This window comes from Terrihabitans soli (assembly GCF_014191545.1).
Classification (GTDB): domain Bacteria; phylum Pseudomonadota; class Alphaproteobacteria; order Rhizobiales; family Methylopilaceae; genus Flaviflagellibacter; species Flaviflagellibacter soli.
Genome location: NZ_AP023361.1, coordinates 87,879 through 108,651, shown reverse-complemented (window position 1 = coordinate 108,651; position 20,773 = coordinate 87,879). Strand labels below are relative to the sequence as shown.

At 62.4% G+C, this 20,773-nt stretch carries 26 protein-coding genes, 1 tRNA gene and 1 pseudogene; 17 read left to right on the top strand and 11 right to left on the bottom strand.

Annotated elements, in window-relative coordinates:
• Positions 1–6 precede the first annotated feature (6 nt).
• The 5 genes from IZ6_RS00610 to IZ6_RS00590 all read left to right on the top strand — a co-directional run bounded on the left by IZ6_RS00610 (position 7) and on the right by IZ6_RS00590 (position 3,538).
• A complete protein-coding gene (locus IZ6_RS00610) occupies positions 7–639 on the top strand; it encodes a flavin reductase family protein (RefSeq protein WP_222876103.1) in 633 nt (210 codons plus the stop codon).
• A 61-nt stretch (positions 640–700) separates the two neighbouring features.
• Positions 701–1,048 (top strand): ArsR/SmtB family transcription factor, encoded by a 348-nt coding sequence (locus IZ6_RS00605; RefSeq protein ID WP_222876102.1) that lies wholly within the window; start codon positions 701–703, stop codon positions 1,046–1,048.
• Positions 1,045–1,485 carry an SRPBCC family protein gene (locus tag IZ6_RS00600; protein WP_222876101.1) on the top strand — a complete coding sequence of 147 codons (441 nt, stop codon included), beginning with the start codon at positions 1,045–1,047 and terminating at the stop codon, positions 1,483–1,485. Before IZ6_RS00605 ends, IZ6_RS00600 begins: the two co-directional genes overlap by 4 nt.
• Before the next feature lie 30 nt (positions 1,486–1,515).
• The gene (locus tag IZ6_RS00595) at positions 1,516–3,069 is read left to right on the top strand and encodes an MFS transporter (protein WP_222876100.1); all 1,554 of its coding nucleotides are present in this window, start codon (positions 1,516–1,518) and stop codon (positions 3,067–3,069) included.
• Between the two features lie 37 nt (positions 3,070–3,106).
• On the top strand, positions 3,107–3,538 hold the full coding sequence (locus tag IZ6_RS00590) for a YciI family protein (RefSeq protein ID WP_222876099.1): 432 nt from the start codon (positions 3,107–3,109) through the stop codon (positions 3,536–3,538).
• Between the two features lie 13 nt (positions 3,539–3,551).
• Here IZ6_RS00590 and IZ6_RS00585 read toward each other — a convergent pair.
• The 3 genes from IZ6_RS00585 to IZ6_RS00575 all read right to left on the bottom strand — a co-directional run bounded on the left by IZ6_RS00585 (position 3,552) and on the right by IZ6_RS00575 (position 4,956).
• Positions 3,552–3,638, bottom strand: a tRNA-Leu gene (locus IZ6_RS00585).
• Positions 3,639–3,698: 60 nt separating this feature from the next.
• Entirely contained in the window at positions 3,699–4,286 is a 588-nt protein-coding gene (locus IZ6_RS00580) for a cation efflux transmembrane domain-containing protein (protein ID WP_225873953.1), read from the bottom strand.
• Positions 4,287–4,311: 25 nt separating this feature from the next.
• On the bottom strand, positions 4,312–4,956 hold the full coding sequence (locus IZ6_RS00575; RefSeq protein WP_222876098.1) for a TetR/AcrR family transcriptional regulator: 645 nt from the start codon (positions 4,954–4,956) through the stop codon (positions 4,312–4,314).
• A gap of 355 nt (positions 4,957–5,311) precedes the next feature.
• Here IZ6_RS00575 and IZ6_RS00570 point away from each other — a divergent pair, with 355 nt between their 5' ends.
• The 4 genes from IZ6_RS00570 to IZ6_RS00555 all read left to right on the top strand — a co-directional run bounded on the left by IZ6_RS00570 (position 5,312) and on the right by IZ6_RS00555 (position 7,242).
• Entirely contained in the window at positions 5,312–5,566 is a 255-nt protein-coding gene (locus IZ6_RS00570) for an SRPBCC family protein (protein WP_222876097.1), read from the top strand.
• Positions 5,567–5,634: 68 nt separating this feature from the next.
• The gene (locus IZ6_RS00565) at positions 5,635–6,129 is read left to right on the top strand and encodes a pyridoxamine 5'-phosphate oxidase family protein (RefSeq protein WP_222876096.1); all 495 of its coding nucleotides are present in this window, start codon (positions 5,635–5,637) and stop codon (positions 6,127–6,129) included.
• Between the two features lie 64 nt (positions 6,130–6,193).
• Positions 6,194–6,775: a YqaA family protein gene (locus IZ6_RS00560; RefSeq protein WP_222876095.1), complete on the top strand. Its 582-nt coding sequence runs from the start codon at positions 6,194–6,196 to the stop codon at positions 6,773–6,775.
• Entirely contained in the window at positions 6,775–7,242 is a 468-nt protein-coding gene (locus tag IZ6_RS00555; protein ID WP_222876094.1) for a disulfide bond formation protein B, read from the top strand. The genes IZ6_RS00560 and IZ6_RS00555 overlap by 1 nt, the downstream gene beginning before the upstream one ends.
• Before the next feature lie 6 nt (positions 7,243–7,248).
• Here IZ6_RS00555 and IZ6_RS00550 read toward each other — a convergent pair whose 3' ends face one another.
• From IZ6_RS00550 to IZ6_RS00535, 4 genes are all read right to left on the bottom strand, one after another.
• The gene (locus IZ6_RS00550) at positions 7,249–7,806 is read right to left on the bottom strand and encodes an HNH endonuclease (RefSeq protein WP_222876093.1); all 558 of its coding nucleotides are present in this window, start codon (positions 7,804–7,806) and stop codon (positions 7,249–7,251) included.
• 129 nt (positions 7,807–7,935) lie between these two features.
• Complete coding sequence (locus IZ6_RS00545; protein ID WP_222876092.1) at positions 7,936–8,592, bottom strand: alpha/beta hydrolase; 657 nt, start codon at positions 8,590–8,592, stop codon at positions 7,936–7,938.
• Between the two features lie 2 nt (positions 8,593–8,594).
• On the bottom strand, positions 8,595–9,110 hold the full coding sequence (locus IZ6_RS00540; protein ID WP_222876091.1) for a CreA family protein: 516 nt from the start codon (positions 9,108–9,110) through the stop codon (positions 8,595–8,597).
• Between the two features lie 4 nt (positions 9,111–9,114).
• Positions 9,115–9,660 (bottom strand): DNA-3-methyladenine glycosylase family protein, encoded by a 546-nt coding sequence (locus IZ6_RS00535; protein ID WP_225873952.1) that lies wholly within the window; start codon positions 9,658–9,660, stop codon positions 9,115–9,117.
• A 167-nt stretch (positions 9,661–9,827) separates the two neighbouring features.
• Between IZ6_RS00535 and gluQRS the strand changes: the two genes are divergently transcribed.
• A complete protein-coding gene (gluQRS, locus tag IZ6_RS00530; protein WP_222876090.1) occupies positions 9,828–10,679 on the top strand; it encodes a tRNA glutamyl-Q(34) synthetase GluQRS in 852 nt (283 codons plus the stop codon).
• Positions 10,680–10,683: 4 nt separating this feature from the next.
• Here gluQRS and IZ6_RS00525 read toward each other — a convergent pair whose 3' ends face one another.
• The gene (locus tag IZ6_RS00525) at positions 10,684–11,616 is read right to left on the bottom strand and encodes an AEC family transporter (protein WP_222876089.1); all 933 of its coding nucleotides are present in this window, start codon (positions 11,614–11,616) and stop codon (positions 10,684–10,686) included.
• A gap of 212 nt (positions 11,617–11,828) precedes the next feature.
• On the opposite strand from IZ6_RS00525, the gene IZ6_RS00520 reads away from it, so the two are divergent.
• The gene (locus IZ6_RS00520; protein WP_222876088.1) at positions 11,829–12,599 is read left to right on the top strand and encodes a PRC-barrel domain-containing protein; all 771 of its coding nucleotides are present in this window, start codon (positions 11,829–11,831) and stop codon (positions 12,597–12,599) included.
• A gap of 72 nt (positions 12,600–12,671) precedes the next feature.
• Here the strand turns inward: IZ6_RS00520 and IZ6_RS00515 are convergent, their stop codons facing one another.
• Positions 12,672–13,472, bottom strand: coding sequence for a response regulator (locus IZ6_RS00515; RefSeq protein WP_222876087.1), 801 nt, complete (start codon positions 13,470–13,472; stop codon positions 12,672–12,674).
• A 216-nt stretch (positions 13,473–13,688) separates the two neighbouring features.
• Between IZ6_RS00515 and IZ6_RS00510 the strand changes: the two genes are divergently transcribed.
• Genes IZ6_RS00510 through IZ6_RS00500 form a run of 3 tightly spaced genes read left to right on the top strand, consistent with a single transcriptional unit; the run spans position 13,689 to position 16,181 of the window.
• Positions 13,689–13,880, top strand: a complete 192-nt coding sequence (locus tag IZ6_RS00510) for a NepR family anti-sigma factor (RefSeq protein WP_225873951.1) — start codon at positions 13,689–13,691, stop codon at positions 13,878–13,880.
• The gene (locus tag IZ6_RS00505; RefSeq protein WP_222876085.1) at positions 13,877–14,470 is read left to right on the top strand and encodes a sigma-70 family RNA polymerase sigma factor; all 594 of its coding nucleotides are present in this window, start codon (positions 13,877–13,879) and stop codon (positions 14,468–14,470) included. Before IZ6_RS00510 ends, IZ6_RS00505 begins: the two co-directional genes overlap by 4 nt.
• A 22-nt stretch (positions 14,471–14,492) precedes the next feature.
• Positions 14,493–16,181 (top strand): sensor histidine kinase, encoded by a 1,689-nt coding sequence (locus IZ6_RS00500; protein WP_222876084.1) that lies wholly within the window; start codon positions 14,493–14,495, stop codon positions 16,179–16,181.
• Here the strand turns inward: IZ6_RS00500 and IZ6_RS00495 are convergent, their stop codons facing one another.
• Positions 16,182–17,087, bottom strand: coding sequence for a diacylglycerol/lipid kinase family protein (locus IZ6_RS00495; protein ID WP_222876083.1), 906 nt, complete (start codon positions 17,085–17,087; stop codon positions 16,182–16,184).
• Positions 17,088–17,116: 29 nt separating this feature from the next.
• The gene (locus tag IZ6_RS00490) at positions 17,117–17,815 is read right to left on the bottom strand and encodes an RluA family pseudouridine synthase (RefSeq protein WP_222876082.1); all 699 of its coding nucleotides are present in this window, start codon (positions 17,813–17,815) and stop codon (positions 17,117–17,119) included.
• A 73-nt stretch (positions 17,816–17,888) separates the two neighbouring features.
• Here IZ6_RS00490 and glk point away from each other — a divergent pair, with 73 nt between their 5' ends.
• From glk to ispG, 3 genes and pseudogenes are all read left to right on the top strand, one after another.
• Positions 17,889–18,839: a glucokinase gene (gene glk, locus IZ6_RS00485; RefSeq protein ID WP_222876081.1), complete on the top strand. Its 951-nt coding sequence runs from the start codon at positions 17,889–17,891 to the stop codon at positions 18,837–18,839.
• Between the two features lie 80 nt (positions 18,840–18,919).
• A complete protein-coding gene (locus IZ6_RS00480) occupies positions 18,920–19,414 on the top strand; it encodes a transcriptional repressor (protein ID WP_222876080.1) in 495 nt (164 codons plus the stop codon).
• 94 nt (positions 19,415–19,508) lie between these two features.
• Positions 19,509–20,753: pseudogene (ispG, locus tag IZ6_RS00475) on the top strand (flavodoxin-dependent (E)-4-hydroxy-3-methylbut-2-enyl-diphosphate synthase); the annotation flags it as partial.
• Positions 20,754–20,773 lie beyond the last annotated feature (20 nt).

Sequence of the window (20,773 nt, the reverse complement as noted above, 5' to 3'; positions counted from 1 at the left end):
TGATTCATGGCTGCCCGCCCCAAGAAGACCGCGAAGAAAAAAACTGCGAAGAAGACGGCTCCCAAAAAGACCGCTCCGAAGAAGACGACCCGGACAAAATCGGATTTTCCGGTCGATGAGGTGCGGCGCTTTCTGGAGCCCGGTCCGATCGTCCTCGTCTCGTCCGCGCATGACGGCGAACGCAATATCATGACGCTCGGCTGGCATATGGTGATGGGCTTCGAGCCGTCGCTGGTCGGCCTTTACATTTGGGATCAGAACCACAGCTTCGAGCTGATCAAGAAAAGCCACCAATGCGTCATCAATATTCCGACCGCCGATATGGCCGCGAAGATCGTCGGCATCGGCAATACGACCGGCGGCGAGATCGACAAGTTCGAGAAATTCAAGCTGACGGCCGAGACCGCGAGCATGGTGCGCGCGCCGATGATTGCCGAATGCCATGCCAATTTCGAGTGCAAGCTCGTCGATGGTTCGCAGATCAGTAATTACAGCCTTTTCATCTTTGAGGTCGTCAAGGCGCATGCCTATGAGACGCCGCGCGTGCCGAACATGCTGCACTATACGGGCGACGGGATTTTCCTCACCGGCGGCAAGAGCGTGAATTACGCAAAGCGCTTCAAGCCCGAAATGCTCTGAAAAAGCCGCACAAATTTGCGGGTTTGACTTTCCTTCTGTTCTCTCCTAGATACTTAACCTGATGGTTAAGTTTCACGACGCGGCGCTCGACCGCACCTTCTCCGCTCTCGCCGATCCGACGCGGCGCGCCCTTCTCGCGCGTCTCGAAAACGGCGAGGACATGTCGGTCTCGGATCTTGCGCGTCCGCTGCCGATGTCTCTGCCGGCCGTGATGAAACATCTCGACGTTCTCGCCGATGCGGGACTGATCGAGCGGCACAAAAGCGGGCGCACGGTGTCGTGCCGGATCAATGCCGCCCCGATGGAGGACGCCATGAAATGGCTTATTCACTATCAGAGGTTCTGGGAGCAGAGCCTGGAGCGGCTCGCCAAATTCCTTGAGCGAAAAAAAGCGGAAAAGGGAAAATGACCGCAAAGCCCAGCCTGACGATCAAAAAGCGCCTCTCAGCGCCGGTTTCGCTCGTCTATCAGGCGTGGACGGACCCGGAAATGCTGATGCACTGGTTCGGTCCCGATCACTGCACGGTGTTTCACGCCGAAGCCGATGTGCGTGTCGGCGGCTGCTTCCGCGTGCGCATGAAAGCGACGGATGGCGAAATTCACGATGTGTCGGGCACCTATATTGTTGTCGAACCGGATGCGCGGCTCGAATTTACCTGGGCGTGGATCACCATGCCCGAGCGGGAATCGCGCGTGACGGTGACTTTGAAAGCCGATGGCGATATCACCATCCTGACCCTGCTTCACGAGCAGTTTGCGGATGAGGCGGCGCGCGCCGGCCACGAATATGGCTGGACGCAGGCCTTCGGCAAGCTCGAGCGCACGCTCGAGGCCAGACCGGCCTGATGTAAAGACAAAAGAGATTCGGATAGAAAAATGCAGGAAGCCGCAACGACTGTCCCGCAGAAGGCGACTGCGCGCGAGTGGATCGGCCTTGCCGTCCTTGCGTTGCCCTGCCTCATCTACTCCATGGATCTGACGGTTCTGAACCTTGCGGTTCCGCAGCTGTCGGAGGATCTACAGCCATCGATCACGCAGACGCTCTGGATCATGGACATTTACGGCTTCTTCGTCGCCGGATCGCTGATCACCATGGGCACGCTCGGAGACCGCATCGGGCGCCGCAAAATGCTGCTGATCGGCGCGTTCTGTTTCGGTCTGTTTTCGCTGCTCGCAGCCTTCGCTCCTACGGCGGAAACACTGATCGTCGCGCGCGCCTTGCAGGGCATTTCTGCGGCGAGCCTGTCTCCATCGACGCTTTCCCTCATCCGCAATATGTTCCTCGACGATCGCCAGCGCACATTTGCGATCGGCGTGTGGATCGCGGCTTTCTCCGCGGGCGGCGCGATTGGTCCGCTCGTCGGCGGCGCCGTGCTCGAACATTTCTGGTGGGGCGCGGTCTTCATCATCAATGTGCCGATCATGCTGCTGCTGCTCGCGGTCGGCCCGATCCTTCTGCCGGAATACAAGGACCCGGATGCCGGCAAGCTCGACATCCTCTCGGCCGCGCAATCGGTCACCGGCGTGCTCGGCATTATCTTTGCGCTGAAGCATATCGCGGCCGTCGGCTTCGATCTTCTTGCCGCGGCAAGCCTCGCGCTCGGCATCGTCGTCGCGATCCTGTTCGTGCGCCGCCAGAGGCGCCTCGCGGAACCCCTGATCGACGTGTCGCTGTTCGAAGTGCCGGCGGTGCGCTCCTCGCTCGTCGTCAACATGGCCGGCATTTTCGTTCTGTTCGGCGGCTTTTTCTTCGTCGCGCAATATCTGCAGCTCGCTGCCGGAATGGGCCCTCTCGAAGCCGGCCTGTGGCTCGCTCCCTCCGGTGCGATCTTCGCCGTCGGCTCGCTCGTCACACCGGCCATCGTTCACAGATTCCGCCCCTCGACGATCATCTCGATCGGCTTTGCGCTGACGGGCTTGGGTTTCCTTGTCATGACATCGATCGACTACGGCGGCGCCTGGTCGGTGCTTGCGGGCCTCATCCTGTTCTCGACCGGCTTTGCGCCGATTGCGACACTGACAACCGACATCGTCATGACGGCCGTGCCGCCCGAACGTGCCGGCCAGGCCTCGGGCGTGTCGGAAACGAGTTTCGAATTCGGCGGTGCGACAGGCATCGCTGTTCTCGGCACGATCTTCATCGCCGTCTATCGCACCCTTCTCGACCCGCTGCCGCAGGGACTTCCGGCGGGCGCGGAGGAAAGGCTGCGCGAAACGCTGGGCGGCGCTTTTGAAATCGCGCCGGCTTTACCCGAGCCGCAGAGCACGGAATTGCTCGCACTCGCCAGCCAATCCTTCACCCATGCTCTCGCGGTGACATGCTCGGTCAGCACCGTGATCGCGATCGGCATTGCCATCTTTGCCGCCACGGCCCTGCGCGGCCCGCACGATCTTTCGGGCCGCGAACGCGAGGCCGCGCAAGCCGCCTGACGTCCGGACGAAGGACGAAACTCAAGGGAGATAAACCATGCGTGTGATGGTTTTTGTAAAGGCCACGGAAGACAGCGAAACCGGCCCGCCGCCGACGGAAGAGATGACGGCGATGTTCGAGGCCATGGGCAAGTTCAACGAAGAGCTGGTCAATGCCGGCATCATGGTGGACGGCGACGGATTGAAGCCGACGAGCCATGCCAAGCGAATCGCATTCAGCGGGCCTGACCGCAAAGTGATCGACGGCCCCTTCCCCAACCCGAACGAACTCGTTGCCGGTTACTGGATCTGGAATGTGAAGGACATGGACGAGGCCGTGTCCTGGGCCAAACGTTGCCCCAACCCGATGCCGGGTCCGAGCGAACTCGAAATCCGCCCGTTCTATGAGATCGCGGATTTCGGCGAGGCTGTGACGCCGGAAATCGCCGCGCATGAGCAGAAATTGCGCGACAAGCTCAGCAAGGAGTGAGCTTTCAGGCCTCTGGTGCGGGTGGTCGGACTCGAACCGACATATTCTTGCGAACGGGGGATTTTGAGTCCCCTGCGTCTACCAATTCCGCCACACCCGCGAGCCCGGCAGGGCGATCTCTCTAGCGGGGTCCGAGCTTCATCTCAAGCCGGGGCTTCATTTAAGCCTCGGCGTGCTCCTTGCGGGCCGCCTGGAAGACATCGGCCGCCGCATCGAGATTCATCACCGCGATGGCAAGCCCGACGATGAGATCGGGCCAGGCGGAGAGCCAGAAAAAGGCCGTAACGAGCCCGGCGCCGATAATGGCGATATTGGCCAAAGCGTCGTTACGCGCCGAAAGGAACGCCGCTTTCGTCAAACTGCCGCTGTGATGGCGGTAGCGCGCGAGAAGAAAGGCGCAGAAAACATTGACGGCAAGTGCGCCAAGGCCCGCCAGCGTCAGCGGCACGGGATCGGGCGCGACCGGCAGGTTGAACTTCTCCCAGGCCGTCCAGAGCGTGGCGATGCCGGGAACAAGGAGAATGGCGGCAAGCGCCATTCCAAGCCGCGCGCGGTTCCTTGCCGTCCAGCCCAGCGCAACCACGATCAGGAAATTGACCGACGCATCTTCAAGAAAATCGACGCTGTCGGCAAAGAGCGCGACCGAGCCGATGGTCAGCGCGACCGCAAATTCGACGCCGAAATAGGAAAGATTGATTGTGCCGACCGCAAGAACCGTGCGGCGCAAAGCGTGCTTCTCGTCCGTCACGCGAGGAAAAGCCTTTGTTGCTCGCTCACGCGAGCCGGAGGCGAAGGATGTCCTTGGGCAGCATGTCCTTGAACAGCGTGATCGAGGCCTGCCCCTCGCCCGGCTCCAGCGAAATGGCGTGGCGCACCGCAGCGGCGACAAGCTGCATCAGAAGCGCGGCAAGAAGATTCTGGCGGATGGGGTTTCCGTCCGGGTCAAGCCGCGACAGCGTCTCGGCCAGCATTTTGCCGTGCGCATCGCAGTCCTCGGCATCGATGGCCTGGAGTGCAGGATCGGCCTGCGTCGCCTGCCAGATGGCGCGCATGGCCGGCAGGATCAGATACATGTCGTAATAGCCGTCGACGATGCGCATCAGCGCCGGACGAAGATCCGATGATGTACGTACATTGGCAAGTTCGGCGGCAACGCAGGCCTGGCCTTCGGCGTTGTAGCGCTCGGCAAGGCTCGAGACGATGGCCAGCTTGTCGGGGAAGTACTGGTAGAGCGAGCCGATGGACACGCCCGACTGCTCCGCAACATCGCTCATCGTGACGCCGTCGATGCCGCGATCGGCGATCAGATCGGTCGCAATCGACAGAATGCGCTCGACGCGTTCCTGAGCCCGTTTCTGGCTCGGTACGCGGCGCATCCCAAGCTGGGTGCGCGGAGGAAGTTCGTGGGTGATGGACATGACAAAACCAGCCCGATTGACAGTGACAATATGAGGAATTATCACATACAGCAAATGTGAGGAACCCTCATATTGCTAATGACACCCTGCTATCCAACGGAAATATATGATCTTTTTCGTTAACGTCGAAACTTTGACACCCCCTGTGGGTATCCTGTCTCGGGTGCTTACGCCCCTCCGGCATGCCGGGCTCGTCCGGCCGCCGGGCGGCGTTTTCGGCTCGTAACAGGCCCTTCTCGACCTCGAAAATTCGCACCGGGAGGGGTGTCTCCGGCGGGCGTTCCGGGGCCGAACCGCACCTCTTCATCGCCGCGCCACAAGGCATGTACATACAGTGAAAACAGGAGGCAAAACGATGCGTGACGATGCGCGCGAAATGGTGATTGCCCGCCTGTTCGATGCCGGGCGGACGGAGGTCTTCGAAGCCTGGCTCCAACACCTGCCCGCCTGGCTGGGCGAGGCGCCGGTCCTTCAGACCATTCCGCCCGAGCTTGCCGTTTTTACCCATATGCCGGTTGAAGCCTCCGGCGACTATGTGACGGTCATCGCCCGCTTCGAGGAGAAAGACGGCCAAACGCTCTATACGTCCCGGGCGAGGCGCTGGCGCTGAGCCTTTTTCTGCCGAACCCCGGGAACGCCCGGGTCCGGTGTCCGTTCGTTCAGAAACGGAGGCGCGCCATGGCCAAGGAAGCCGAACTCGAAGCCAAATTCTGGAAACACCTGAAATCCGACATGACCGTCATGCTCGGCCTTGTCGGCAAGGAAGACGGGCATGCCCAGCCGATGACGGCGCAGCTGGACGATGATCTCGGCGATTCATCGCCTATCTGGTTTTTCACCGCCAAAGACAACGGCCTCGTCAAATCCATGGGCCGCGGCGGCCGTGCCGTCCTGCATTACTCGTCGAAGGATCACGATCTCTTCGCCTGCGTGCATGGTGAGCTGAAGCCCGACGACGACGCGCTGACCATCGAGCGACTGTGGAACCCCTATGTCGCCGCCTGGTTCAAGGGCGGCAAAACAGACCCCAATCTTCAACTTCTTCGCTTTTCGCCCGAACATGCCGAAATCTGGCTGAACGAGAACAGCCTGTTCGCCGGCGTGAAAATGCTGCTCGGGGCCGATCCGAAGAAGGAATACAAGGACAAGGTCGCCAAGGTCGCGCTCGGCTGACCGAAGGCCACATGGACGGAGCATGAGATAGCGGCTAGACCGGCGCCCTCACCGGACGCCCCGAATGCTTCGCCCGCTCTACAATTGGACCATGCGCTTTGCCGAAGGACGCCATGCCATCCCGGCCATGGGCGCCATTTCCTTCGCCGAAAGCTCGTTCTTTCCTATTCCGCCGGACGTCGTCCTCGTCCCGATCGTCCTTGCCAATCGCGACAAGGCGTTTCAGATCGCCGCCTGGTGCACGATCACCTCGGTGCTCGGCGGCATTCTCGGCTATGCGATCGGCGCATTTCTTTATGAGAGCCTCGGCCAGTGGCTGCTCGGACTCTACGGCTATGGCGACCGGTTTGAAGAGGCGCGCGCCTGGTATCAGCAGTATGGCGACTGGGTCATTCTCGTGAAGGGCCTGACGCCCATTCCCTACAAGCTCGTCACCATCACCTCGGGCGTGTTCGGCTATGACTTTTTCTGGTTCGTGCTTCTGTCGCTGATCACGCGCGGCGCACGCTTCTTCCTGATCGCGGGCTTGCTCAAGGCTTATGGCGAGCCGATCCGCGCCTTCATCGAAAAGCGTCTCGAACTTGTGATGGTCCTGTTCCTTGTGATTCTTGTCGCGGGCTTTGTCGCCGTGAAGTATCTCGCCTGATGATGCCGCTTCAGACTCGCTCCGCAGCTTTGCTCGTCGCGCTCGGTGCGACTGCTGCGCTCGGTGCGGCGCTCTATTTTCAGTATGCGCTCGGCTATGCGCCCTGCCATCTGTGCCTGTTGCAGCGCTGGGCCTACTATATCGGCATTCCGCTGGCGCTCGTCGCCGCGGTCACCAATTGCCGCAAGCTTCTTCTTCTGATCGCGCTGATCTTCGCGGCGAACGCAGCGTTCGGCCTTTATCACGCCGGTATTGAATGGAAGTTCTGGGCGGGACCCGCAAGCTGCGGCGAGGGTGCCGCCACGCTCGGCGGCGGCAATCTCATTCAGGATTTGCAGACGCAACGCATCGTGCCGTGCGATCAGGCGAGCTGGCGTTTTCTTGGCTTCAGCTTCGCCGGCTGGAGCATGGTGATCTGCGCGGGGCTTGCGGCGATCTCGCTGATCGGCGCGCGCAAGAAGGCGTAACCGCTCTTACGGTTCGAGCTCGGTATCCCAGTAGAGAAAGTCGAGCCAGCTATCGTGCAGATAGTTGGGCGGGAACATGCGCCCGTTCTGATGCAGGTCCTGTATGGACGGCTGGAACGGATGCTGCGCCGGCTGCATGCCGCAATGATGCGCCAGCATTCCGCCCTTCTGCAGATTGCAGGGCGAGCAGGCGGTAACGACATTGTCCCAGGTCGTCATGCCGCCTTTCGAGCGCGGGATGAGATGATCGAAAGTGAGATCGTCGCGCGAGCCGCAATACTGGCAGGTGAAACGGTCGCGCAGGAAAACGTTGAACCGCGTGAAAGCGGGATTGCGCGCCGGCTTGATATAGCTTTTGAGGCAGACGACCGAAGGCAGCTTCATTTCGAAGCTCGGCGAATGCACGGTCTTCTCATAGGTCGAGAGCACGTTCACGCGATCGAGGAAGATCGCCTTGATCGCGTCCTGCCAGCACCACAGCGACAGCGGGTAATAGGACAGCGGCCGGTAATCCGCGTTCAGAACCAGCGCGGGGCAGGCATCAGGGGAAACATGAACGTTCACAAAAACGCTCCGGCAGAACCGGCACCGTCCCTGACCCGGCGCCCAGACCCATCACTGGGACACACTGTATATTTTCATGTGTCACGCTTGTGAAGCATCAACATTTTGTGGGTGCCCCCAGTGATTTTTCTAGCTGAGGCGTTTCTGCAGGAATTCGGCTCCGAGCGACAGGCCCGTCCGGTCGATCCCATGGGCCATGCCATGGGCAACATGCCAGGACCGCGGGACCTCATTTTCGGCCAAGGCCTCGACACTCGACACCAGCGCATCGACCGGGATGACCTGATCCATGGTCCCATGGGCCAGGAAAACGGGAGGGCGGCTTTTGATCTCGCCCTTCAGATGCTCGGCCCCGGCCAGAATGCCGGAATATCCGATAATCCCGGCAAGGGCTTGCGGTCGGCGGAGGCCGACATGCAGGGCCATCATCGTGCCTTGCGAAAAGCCGACCAGCGCAAGCTTTCCGGCCGGAAGGCCGGTCCGCTCCAGCTCTGCCGTGATGAAGGCATCGAGGCCGGGGCCGGAGCGGTTCAGCCCCGCCCAGCGCTCGGCGTCGGAGCGGACGTTCAGATCCCACCACTGACGGCCGGACGGGCTCTGCGGGAGCGGTTCGGGCGCATGCGGCGAGACGAATTCGGTGTCGGGCAAAGCCCGCTGCCATTCATTTCCGAGGCCGATCAGATCGTGGCCGTCGGCGCCATATCCGTGCAGGAAGATGACGAGCGATTTGGCTTTGCCGGAGGCGGCGGGGAGGCGGGGTCCATCCAGACCGTTATTGGGGGCCATTATTACTTCTCCAGGAATTCTTCGCAGCGCGGGGCGGACGCATCGCCCCAGGGCATGATCGGCACGGACGAGGTCGAATTCTGCGGCGAGCCTTCGATCACGCGGTCGGAATAGATGAGATAGACGAGCGTATTGCGCTTGGCGTCGCAGCCGCGGACGATCTGCACCTTCTTGAAGAACAGCGAACGCCGCTCGCGGAAGGCCTCGTCGCCCTGCTCGAACTTGCCCTTGAAGCTGACGGGCCCGATCTGGCGGCAGGAGATCGAGGTCTCCGAACGCTCTTCGGCAAAACCCGCCCAGCCCTTCCAGCCGCCGATTTCCGGCAGCGTGAAATGGCAAGCGACGCCGTCGACCAGCGGATCGTCGATCGCATAGACCGCGAGCTTGGCGTCGGGCGAGAGGAGGCGGAACACCGTCGACTTCTTGAACAGAAGCTCCGGATCGTCATTTGCAAAGGCGGGATTGATGACGGGCAGGGCGGTGCCCAGAACCACCAGAAACGCAAAGAGAATTCGCATGACGTTACACCGGAGTTGCGTCACGGCCGGAGCGCGCGACACGGTAATATGCCCATAGCAAACGGGCCGCTGCCGCGCGATGGGGCCGCCAGGCCTCCGCACGCGACAAAAGCTCCTTTTCCTTCGGCCGGGCATCGAGATCGAAGGCGAGCCGGGCGCTTTCCTGCAGAGCAAGATCGCCGGCGGGGAATATATCGGGATGGCCGAGCGCAAAAAGAAGATAGACCTCGGCCGTCCAGCGCCCGATGCCTTTGACGGCGCAGAGCGTGGCGACCGCCTCCTCGGCTTCCACGCCCTTTAGCGCCTCGAGATCGAGCCCCTTTTTCACCGCCATGGCCGATTCGCGCAGCGTCGCGATCTTCTGGCGCGACAGCCCGGCGGCGCGAAGATCCTCGTCCGAGACCTTGAGCACGGCCTGCGGCGTGACCGTGCCGAGCAGGGCCTCGAGCCGCGCCATGATCGCCTTGGCGGCAGCGACCGAGATCTGCTGGCCCATGACCACCCAGACAAGGCCGGCATAGCCGGGCTGCAGCCAGCGCAGCGAGAACACCCCCGTCGCGACCCTGATGCCCTTAAATTCCGGGGCGATGGCGCAGAGTGCGTCGAGATGCGCCTCCAGGCCCCGCGGACTCTTAATAGCCGGTGGAAGCCTCTTCAATTTTTTGGTTTTCGCCTTCATCTGGCGTTCAGGCAGCATGACCGAGACTTGAGAGCAAGATGTCCAGACCCGTGTTCCGTTTCGCGCCCAGCCCTAATGGCCAGCTCCATCTCGGCCATGCTTTGTCGGCGCTCCTGAACCGCGATCTCGCACGCGAGGCCGACGGGCGCTTTCTGGTGCGCATCGAGGATATCGACCCCGGCCGCTCCCTGCCGAGCTTTGAGGCACAGATTCTCGACGATCTCGCCTGGCTCGGCCTCGATTGGGAAAAGCCCGTCCGGCGCCAGTCCGAACATCTCGGCACACATGAAAAGGCGCTGGACGAGTTGAACCGGCGCGGGCTGCTCTTTCCCTGCTTCTGCAGCCGCGGCGCGGTGAAGGCAGCGCTACCCAAGGGAGCCGCCGTCGATCCGGACGGCGCACCGATCTATCCCGGCACCTGCCGCGAATTGTCGGCCGGAGACCGGGCCCGCCACATCCGCAACGGCGATCCTTATGTGCTGCGCCTGAATATGCAGAAAGCGCTGGCGGAGATCGGCCGCCCGCTGACCTGGACGGAGATCGGACCGGACGGCAAAGCGAAGGAGATCGAGGCCGACCCTACCGCCTGGGGCGATGTCGTCCTCGCACGCCGCGATGTGCGTACGAGCTATCATCTGGCCGTCGTCATCGACGACGACGCGCAGAACGTTTCGCATGTCGTGCGCGGCAAGGATCTCTACCACGCAACGAGCGTGCACCGCGTGCTGCAGACGCTGCTCGACCTGAGAGCGCCGGTCTATCGCCATCACCGGCTCATTCTCGACAAGGCCGGCAAGAAACTGTCGAAGAGCGAGGGCGCGGAAAGTTTGAGAACCCTGCGCTCGAACGGCAAGGCGCCCGCCGATATCCGAAAGCTGATCGGAATCTGAAACCTTACACGCCGAGGATAACGAGCCAGACCGCGACTGTCACAACGGAAAGCGCGGTCGATACCGCAATGGCGCTCGACGCGAAACGCTCGCCCGTGCGGTAGCGCACAGCAAGGAGATAGCCGTTGATGCCGGAGGGCAGGGCGGCGAACAGAACGCCGACGCCGGTAAAAACCGGATCGAGCGCAAACACAAAATGTGCAAAGACGAAGACGAGCAGCGGATGAAGCATGAGCTTCAGCACCGCTGAGACGGTTGCGGCTTTCGGATCGGCGCTGAAACCGTAGCGCGACAACGCAAGCCCCATCGCCACCAGCGCGACCGGCGAGGCGGAGGCCGACAGCCCGTCGAGAATGGGCTTGAGCGATTCAGGCGCCCGCACGCCGACGATCTGCGCCAGAACGCCGGCAAACAGCGCAAGAAGAATGGGATGCGTTGCGAGCGTCTTGATGAACGGCCCGAAACGGAAACCGGCATCTCCCGCATCCGCGCTTTCGATCATGATACTGGCCGCGCCCATCATCAGCGGCAGATGCACGGCCAGCAGAAGAAAGAGCGGCACGGCGCCAGCATCGCCATAAGCCTGCAGGATGAGCGGAATGCCGAGAAAGACCGTGTTCGACTGCGCCGAGCAGAAGCCGTGAATGACGGACTCCCGCGCATCGCGCGAGAAGACGCGCCGCGCGAAGATCATACCGATGCCCCAGGCAACCGCGGCCGCCGCGAAATAGCTGACCCAATAACCCCAGGGACTATCGGTGAGCGGCACTTTGCTTTCCGACAGCGTGCGGAAAATCAGCGCCGGCACCGCCAGCGCAAACACATAATCGGCAAGACCATCGCCTGCGCGCTCGGTGATCAGCTTTAATTTCGCGGCCGCAAATCCGATCGCGATCAGGCCGAAGACCGGCAAAACGATGGCTAGAACGTTTGTCATATGTTCCCCGCGCGGACGCATCCGGCTTTAAGTCCCGCATTCCGCAGCGTCAATCCGAGCATACGATTCCTTTGTGCGGGAGGGTCCGACTATGACAGCACAGCGAACATTTTCCGGCGAACCATCCCCTGTGACGTGCGTTGGTCTCACAGAAGGCAGGCTTTTCACGCCAACCCGCTGGCCTGCCCGAAAACCATCTCTTGGAGGGACTTATGCTCAAACGTCTTCTTCTGTCGGGCGCCGCGCTGACGGCATTTGTCGGCATCGCCGCCGCACAGACTTCGCCTGCTCCGGCCGATCCGGCCATGCCGCCGGCCGCCGAAGCGCCTGCCGCACCGGGCAGCGGGGCTGTTGTGGATCCGTCGGTCAAGGCCGATCCCAATCTGTTTTCGAACATCAAGGGTGCCGAAGTCATCGGCGAGAACGATGAATCGGTCGGCAGCGTCGCCGACCTTCTGCTCGACTCGAGCGGCCAGCTGAAATCTCTCGTGATCTCGCATGGCGGTATTGTCGGCATCGGCAAGACTTATCGTCAGTACGAAGTCTCGGCTCTGCCGGAACTCGTCGACGGCAAGGCCAAGATCGCCGAGCTGAACACCGCTGCGCTGGAAGGCGTCCCGGAATACACCTATCCGGAAGCTGAGACCGGTCGCGCCTCGACGAGCGATGCAGCGGCGCCGAACGCGACGGCGCCCGCCCCGGCTGAAACCGCCGCCGCTCCGAGCGGTTCGGAATTGTGGCCCGTCTCCTATCTCGTCGGCGCAAAGGTCGGCGCGGACGAGGACAAGGCCTCGATCTCCGACATCCGCTTCGAAGGCGATAAGGCCGCAGCCGCATTGATCGACAAGGGATCGCTTGGCCTTGGCAACAAGGTTCAGGAAGTCGCCTTCTCGGATCTCGAAATCTCCGGCACGCCCGCCGAGCCGAAGGTTTCGCTGAAATCGGGCGCTTCGGCTGCGACCCCCGCTCCGGCTGCTCCGTAACAACGGCACGTCTCTAAAGAAAACGCCGGGCTCATCGCCCGGCGTTTTTGTGTGTGCGTGAGAAAAAGGAAATCAGGCCGTGGCGCGGGCCGGGCGCTTATGGGCGCGCGTGCCGAAGAACAGCGCCTGGCTGACGATCGCTTTCACGGTCTGCGTCTGGAACGGCTTCGAGATCAGGAACACCGGCTCGGGGCGTTCGCCCGTGAGCAGACGTTCCGGATAGGCGGTGATGAAGATCACCGGCACTTCGAACTCGTTGAGGATATCGTTCACCGCATCGAGACCCGACGAGCCGTCGGCGAGCTGGATATCGGCCAGAACGAGTCCCGGCTGGCTTTTGCTGGCGAGCGCAACGGCTTCCTTCTGCGTGCGCGCGACACCCGCGACGCGATGGCCGAGGCTTTCGACCAAAGCTTCGAGATCCATGGCGATGATCGGCTCGTCCTCGATGATGAGAACATCGGTGGCGACAAGGCCGGCAAGTTCGCGGCCCGTCTCGTCGATCGCCTGCGTCACCTCATCCTCGGAAATGCCGAGAATGCGCGCGGTGTCGGAGGTCGAAAAGCCCTCGACGGACACGAGGAGGAAGACCTGGCGTGAGCGGGGCGCAAGCGCCTCGAGGGTCCGGTTGCCGGAAAGACCGCCGGGATCGGCGCTCTCCATATTGACCCGGACCGACGACCAGATGCGCGTGAAGACCTCATAGACCGCAACGCGCGGCTCGATATCGGTCGGAAACAGCGACGGGTCGGCGACCAAAGTCTCCAGGGCGGCTGCCACATAGGCATCGCCGGAGAGCTGGCTGCCGGTCAGGGCGCGGGCATAACGACGTAGAAAGGGAAGCTGAGCGGCAATAATCGGCGCGATCTGCATATAGGAATTAACCCCCTGTTCGTCGCGTGGCCGCGACGGTATCAAGCCCACAAACGCAGCGCGAGCCAAAAAGTTTCCAAGGCTGCCGGAACAAGTTTCAAATTTCGGCGTTTTGACGGGATGGCTCGCGCCCATTCGATATGTGTTGAGGGTGCGAAGGGGCAAGGTGTCATGCAAAAACGGCCGGATAAGCCGAGTACAGTTAAGGACCCATCGGTGACAGACCAAAGTCAGATCGACCAGGGTCCGGAGATCGATTCCGAACTGCAGGCTCATATTGGGCGCCATCTGAAGGCGTCCTACGACGATATCCTCAGCCAGGATGTGCCGGATCGATTTCGGGACCTCCTCTCCCAGCTTGAGGCGAAAGAGGGCGGCGACGCCGGGGCCAAAGGCGGTAAAAAATGACCGCAACCCCACCCGTCAAACGGGCGAAGCCGGAAGCGAGCGCGTCGGTACGCGACGAACTGCTCGCCCAGATTCCGAGCTTGCGCGCCTTTGCCGTCTCCCTGTGCGGACAGATGGACAAGGCCGACGACCTCGTTCAGGAGGCGCTCGTTAAAGCGTGGTCCAATCTCGGTTCGTTCACCGAAGGCACGAATATGCGCGCCTGGATGTTCACCATCCTGCGCAATGTCTACTATTCCGAGCACCGCAAACGCCGCCGCGAAGTCCAGGACGCCGACGGCATGTTTTCGGCCCGGCTCGTCGTCCACCCGTCGCAGAGCGGCCATATGGACCTGCAGGACTTTCGCGAAGCCCTGTCGAAACTTCCCCCGGACCAGCGCGAGGCCTTGATTCTCGTCGGCGCGTCTGGCTTCTCTTACGAAGAAGCAGCCGAGATCTGCGAGGTCGCGGTCGGCACCATCAAGAGCCGCGTCAACCGCGCCCGTAGCGCGCTGACGCGTTCCCTGTCGGTACAAACCTCATCCGAATTCGGTCCCGATCCAGATCTTCAGGCGGCGATGATAACGACTCCCGGCGGATCCTCGAGCTGATCCGGCGGCTGAAAGAGGAAATGTGCCGAGCAGTCTAAGGAGCCGCCTTGCGCTTCTGCTTGTGCTGGCAAATCTGCCCGCCGCGGCTCTCGCGATTGGGGCCACCGTCATCGGCCGCGACGCCGAAACGGAGCAGCGCGAGCACAGCATTATTCAGCGCGCTGAACTCATCGCCACGCGCGCGGGGCTAACGCTCGGCATCGCTGAGGGCGTCGCGGACACGCTGGCCGCCAATCTCGCCGTCGCCTCCGGCAGCCGCGACTGCCGCGCCCAGCTCGAACGGGCGCTCAGCCAGCGCGACGAATATACCGGCATTCTGGTCGCCGGAACCGACGGCAAAATCATTTGCTCCGCCGGCGAAACGAAAATCTCCGAAGAGAGCCAATCCTCGTTCACGCGCGCCATCCGCAACACCGAGGATGTGGGCGATGCGGTGTTCTTGCCGGAAACCATTCCCGTCGGTGACGAGACCGTGCCTCTGGCGCGCGCCTTCAACGCACCGAGCGGCGAGCGGCGGGCGATTGCGCTGCTCCTGCGCCGCAACATCTTCGACAATATCTTTCTGCCGACCGAGCCCGATGAATCCGAAATCGGTGCGCTGGCGCTCATCCGCGGCAATGGCGTCGTTGTCTCTGAGTTCATCAAGGGCAAACAGGACTGGCGGCCCTCCGAGCCGCTGCCCGTCGGCGGACGCGATGAAGGCGCGATGGGCATCAATTTCCTGACGCGTGAAGGCGCCGATTTTCACTATGCCGTCGCGCCGGTCCGCGGCACGCTGTCGAGCGTTGTCCTGGCAACGCCTCTCAGCGTCATTACGGCGACGGACTGGATGCGTTTCTCGGCGGCCATTGCGGCGCCACTTTTGATGCTGCTGCTCGGCATCTTCGCGGTGTTCAGCGGCGTCGATCATCTTGTCCTGCGCTGGATCACACGCTTTCGCCAGGTCGCCGGCTCCTATGGCCGCGGCGATTACTCACCGCGCATCGCCGGCCTCGAAAAGGCGCCGCTGGAGCTCGCCGAACTCGGCACCGCCATCAACCATATGGCCGAACGTATTCGCGACCGTTCCGTCGCCGCCGAAGAAGCGCTCGACGGTAAAAACGGTCTTCTGCGCGAACTGCATCATCGCGTGAAAAACAATTTTCAGATGATCGCCAGCCTGCTTGCGCTGCAACGGCGCGAACTGCCGCAGCGTTTGCGCACTCTGCTGCGCGTGCCGGAAGACCGCGTGCTGGCCATGGCCGCGGCCTATAAGGCATCCTATGCGACCGGCGAGATCGGTCTTGTCTCGACATCGGAACTCCTGCGCGATATTTCCGGCCAGCTTCGCCAGAGCTTCGGCGTTGCCGCGCCGGCCATACGCATCGAGGCGGGGGATGAGGCGGTCTGGCTCGATCTCGATCAGGCGGTGCCGCTCGGCCTTCTTGTTTCTGAAATCCTGTCGGCCTCGATGGAACGCGTCGATTCCGAGAATTCGCCGATCGCGGTGAAGATCGTGCGGCCTGAGCCCTCCATCGTTCACATCGAGGTATCGAGCGAGAAGATCGCCGATACCGTGCCGTCGACCGGGCTTGCGGCGCGCCTCGTCTCGGCCTATCGCACCCAGATCAGCGCAACGCTGACCACGCCGAGCGACGATGTTGTTCTGATCGAAATGCCGATGAAGAGCGAAACGCAAGCCTCGCCCGGACGCGTCGAGTTCGGATCGTAGTTACGTTTGAGTTTCATCTGAACGCCGCGGCAGCAGCATCGGCACCGCCTGCCGCTCGATCTCGAACACCAAAGGCGTGTCTTCGCGCCTGAGCTCTCCATCGACGGCGATCCACATGCGCGGCCGCTCGCTGCGGATTTCGACGCGCCGCGCCGAGATATTTTCAATCGTGTCGCCCTCGCGCCAGCGCCCGGACAACAACTCGAGCCCCGCTTTGGCGCGGCCGGAGAAGTGCGATGCGCGCATTAGGTGAAGCTCGAGCAGGCCTTCGTCGAGCTGCGCGCGGCGCCAGTCTTCACCGATGCGGTTGGCGGTAACGAGCGTTGCATAGGCGCGCGTTCGGATACGGCGGTCGTCGGCCAGAATATCGAGGCGCGTGCGCCCGGCTTTCGTCACCGAGCGCCAGACCGAGACGAGAACGCTGACGACGCGCCCACCGGGAAAATTGAAGCGCGTCTGTTCACGCTCGCGCGCCACGCGGGCGAAATAGCCGAGGCCGCAGAGCGTGTGAAACGGCCGCCCGTTGATACGGGCCAGATCGAGTTTGCGGATCTCGCCCTTCGCCAGCGCCGCAGCGTTCGCGGCAAGATCGCCGATCGCCGGATAAAGGTCGCGGCCCATCAAATTCATCGTACCGAGCGGCAGAAGGCCAAGCACTTTGCCGCTACCCGACAGTTTGGCGAGTGCGTGGCTGAATGTGCCATCGCCGCCGCCGACAATGACGATATTGCAGGTGGAGCGGGCCGCCTGCTCAAGCCGCGCATCCATATCTTCCGGTTCGACGAGTTCGACGCTCGCTGTGCGCCCGGCATCGCGAAACGCCGCCTCGACCACTTCAATCGCATCGGTGACGGCGCCCGTATTGAGGGCGCCGGCTTTGGCGTTGAGAAGAACAAGAACCGACATCAAGCTTTCCGCGCGCAGGAAGGACGCTTCTAAACGCGCGAAACCTCGATTCCGCCCACCGGAATTTTCAACTCGTTCAAGGTGCTTACAAAATGAGCCGGCAGCGGCGCTTCGACCCGGATCGGGTCTTTCTTTGGATAGAGCGGAACACTGACGCGCCAGGAATGAAGATGCAGCGCGCCTCCTTCGTTCCCGTAGATCCGGTCGCCGAGGATCGGGCAGCCGAGCGCCGCCATATGGACGCGAAGCTGATGCGTGCGGCCGGTGTGGAGGTTCAATTCAACAAGCGACTTTCCATCGGCACGGCCGAGCACTTTGTAGCCCGTGCGCGCCGGGAGGCCTTTTTCGAGATCGACCTTCTGGTGCCAGCCGCGCTCTTTGTCCTTCGGCCCGATCGGCAGATCGATCTCGCCCTCCCCAGAATCCGGCCCGCCTTCGACGACGGCAAGATAGATTTTGCCGACATTGCCCTCGCGGAACATTAAATTGAGATCGGCGATCGATTTGCGGTGGCGGCCCAGCACAAGACAGCCCGAGGTTTCGCGGTCGAGCCTGTGGGCGAGTTCGGGACGGCGGGGCAGGCCATAGCGCAGCGCATCGAAATAGCTGTCGAGCGTCGGGCCGCGCACCGCGCCGCCGGCATGGACGGCGATCCCCGCCGGCTTGTCGAGCACCAGCATCAGCGCGTCGCGGAACAGCACACGAGTTAGGATATCCTCATCGTTCATCCTGCCTCGCTAACGCATCCCTTTGGCGGTTGAAAGCGTTGGACGGCACATCACCCGCTGTTAGGCTTCTCCCATGGCTCCTCCCGATCTTGTTCTCGTCGCCGATATCGGCGGCACAAATTCCCGCTTCGGCCTGGTGCGCGCCGGCGAACTCGCCCCGCTCAACATCAAGAATTATTCGAACGACGGCTTTGCCGGGCTGCACGAAGCCATTCCGAACTATCTGAAAGAGGTGGGCCACGACGCGAACCGCGCCGTGCTCGCCATTGCAGGTCCGGTCAAAGACGGGGTGGTGCATCTGACCAACCGGCGCGGCTGGTCGTTCAAGCCGGAGGAACTGGCCAAGGCCTGCAATCTCTCCCGCGTCGAGGTCGTCAACGATTTCGCGGCTCTGGCCGAGGCGCTGCCTTATCTCGATGAGTTGAAGCCGCTCGGGCCGGGCCATCCGCGGCCGGACGCCACCAAGGTCGTGCTCGGGCCCGGCACCGGGCTCGGCGTCGCCGGGCTCGTCTACAAAGAACGCCAATGGCTCGTCGTGCCGAGCGAGGCCGGCCATATCGAATTTGCCGATCAGGGCGACCGGGAAGCGGCCGTCTTCGCCATCATCCGCAGGAATTTCGGCCGCGTCTCGGCCGAGCAGGTGGTTTCGGGCGAGGGCATTGAGAGGCTCGACATGGCGATCGCCGAACTGAACGGCGAAGAGGTGAAGCACCGCGATGGAGCTGAGATTTCCGACGCCGCGCGCAAAGGCGAAAAACGCGCCCGCGAGGTGATGGACCTGTTCTTCTCGGCGCTCGCCCGCTTTTCCGGCGATATGGCGCTGACCTATGTGGCGCGCGGCGGCGTCTATATCGGCGGCGGCGTTCTGCCCAAGGTTCTGGATCTCTTGGACATTCAGAAATTCCGGACCGAGTTCGCGGCGAAAAAGCCCCATGAGCAGCTGGTCGCGACCATTCCGACCGTCCTTATCACCGCCAAGACCCCGGCCCTGACCGGCTGCGCGGCGATTGCTGCCAGGGGTTAATCGCCTGCGCGGCAAGGCCGCGCGGGAGCTTAATCGCCCGGTTAACTGGAAACTCGGGTGAATATTGTTACATATCGGCCGTGGCCCATCAGCATTCCCACGACCATAAGCACGACCACGACCATGGGCACGGTTCCGCCCTGGAGCGGGCCGAACGGCTGTGCGCCGAGCGGGGCGAGCGCCTGACCCCCATGCGGGCCGAGGTGCTGAAGCTTCTGGCGGCCAGCCCGCAACCCCTCGGGGCTTATGATCTAATTGAGCATATCTCGGCCGAAGGCGGCCGAAGGCCGGCTCCTATTACCGTCTACCGGGCGCTGGATTTCCTTTTGGGTCAAGGACTTGCGCATAGGATCGAGTCCCGCAACGCCTTTGTCGCCTGCGACCATGCGCATGGCCATGCTGATGTCGTAGTTTTCCTCTTATGTGAAAAGTGCGGTGCGGCCGCGGAGGCTTCTGGCGATGAGCTCGGAAAGCATCTGGCCGATGTCGCCGGCCGGGCGGGGTTTGCTGCCCGGGGACAGTTCGTCGAGATCGCCGGGGAGTGCGCGGCCTGCCGCCGCGCGACGTCGGCGTGATCTTCTGCTATGGCTTTACTAAATCCCGGCCGGAATCTTGCGTTCTGCTGCCCGGTTATGGAATGAGAACCTCATGGACGTGAATCTGAGAGACGGCCGCCGTAAATCGGTTGGCGTGCAGGTAGGCAATGTGACCGTCGGCGGCGGCAATCCCGTCGTCGTGCAGTCCATGACCAATACCGACACGGCCGATCCGGATGGAACCGTCAAACAGGTCGCAGCGCTTGCGCGCGCCGGTTCGGAAATCGTCCGCATCACGGTCGACCGCGACGAGGCCGCCGCTGCCGTTCCGCACATTCGCGAAAAGCTCGACCGCATGGGCGTCCACGTCCCGCTCGTCGGCGACTTCCACTATATCGGCCACAAGCTCCTTGCCGACCATCCGGCCTGCGCCGAAGCGCTCGCCAAGTACCGGATCAATCCGGGCAATGTCGGCTTCAAGGAGAAGAAGGACAAACAGTTCTCGCAGATCATCGAAATGGCGATGAAGCACGACAAGCCCGTGCGCATCGGCGGCAATTGGGGCTCGCTCGACGGCGAGATGCTCACCGCGATGATGGACGAGAACTCCAAGAGCGCGAATCCGATGGATGCGCGCGCGGTGACGCGCGAAGCTCTGATCCGCTCGGTGCTCAACTCCGCCGCCCGCGCCGAAGAACTCGGCATGAAGCGCGACAAGATCATCATCTCGACCAAGATCTCGAACGTGCAGGACGTCGTCGCGACCTATCTCGACCTCGCCGCCCGTTGTGATTACGCGCTGCATGTCGGCCTCACCGAAGCCGGTATGGGCTCGAAGGGCATTGTCGCCTCGGCCGCGGCGCTCAGTGTCATCCTGCAGCAGGGTGTCGGCGACACGATCCGCATTTCGCTGACGCCGGAACCCGGCGGCGACCGCACGAAGGAAGTCACCGTCGCGCAGGAAATCCTGCAGACCATGGGCTTCCGCACCTTCGTGCCGCTTGTCGCGGCGTGCCCCGGCTGCGGCCGCACGACCTCGACGACGTTCCAGGAACTGGCGCGCGATATTCAGAGCTACATCATCAACCGCATGCCGGAATGGAAGAAGACCTATCCCGGCGTCGAGACTCTCAACGTCGCGGTGATGGGCTGCATCGTCAACGGCCCGGGTGAGAGCAAGCATGCCGATATCGGCATCTCGCTGCCGGGCACCGGCGAAACTCCTTCGGCTCCCGTCTTCATCGACGGCGAGAAGGTGACGACGCTGAAAGGCGCAACGCTCGCCGCCGACTTCACGCGCATGGTCGAAGACTATGTGGTGCGCCGTTTCGGCGTCGATGGCGAGAAAGCTACGCAGCCGATCCAGGCGGCCGAGTAAGCAGCCGTACGTATCGCGGC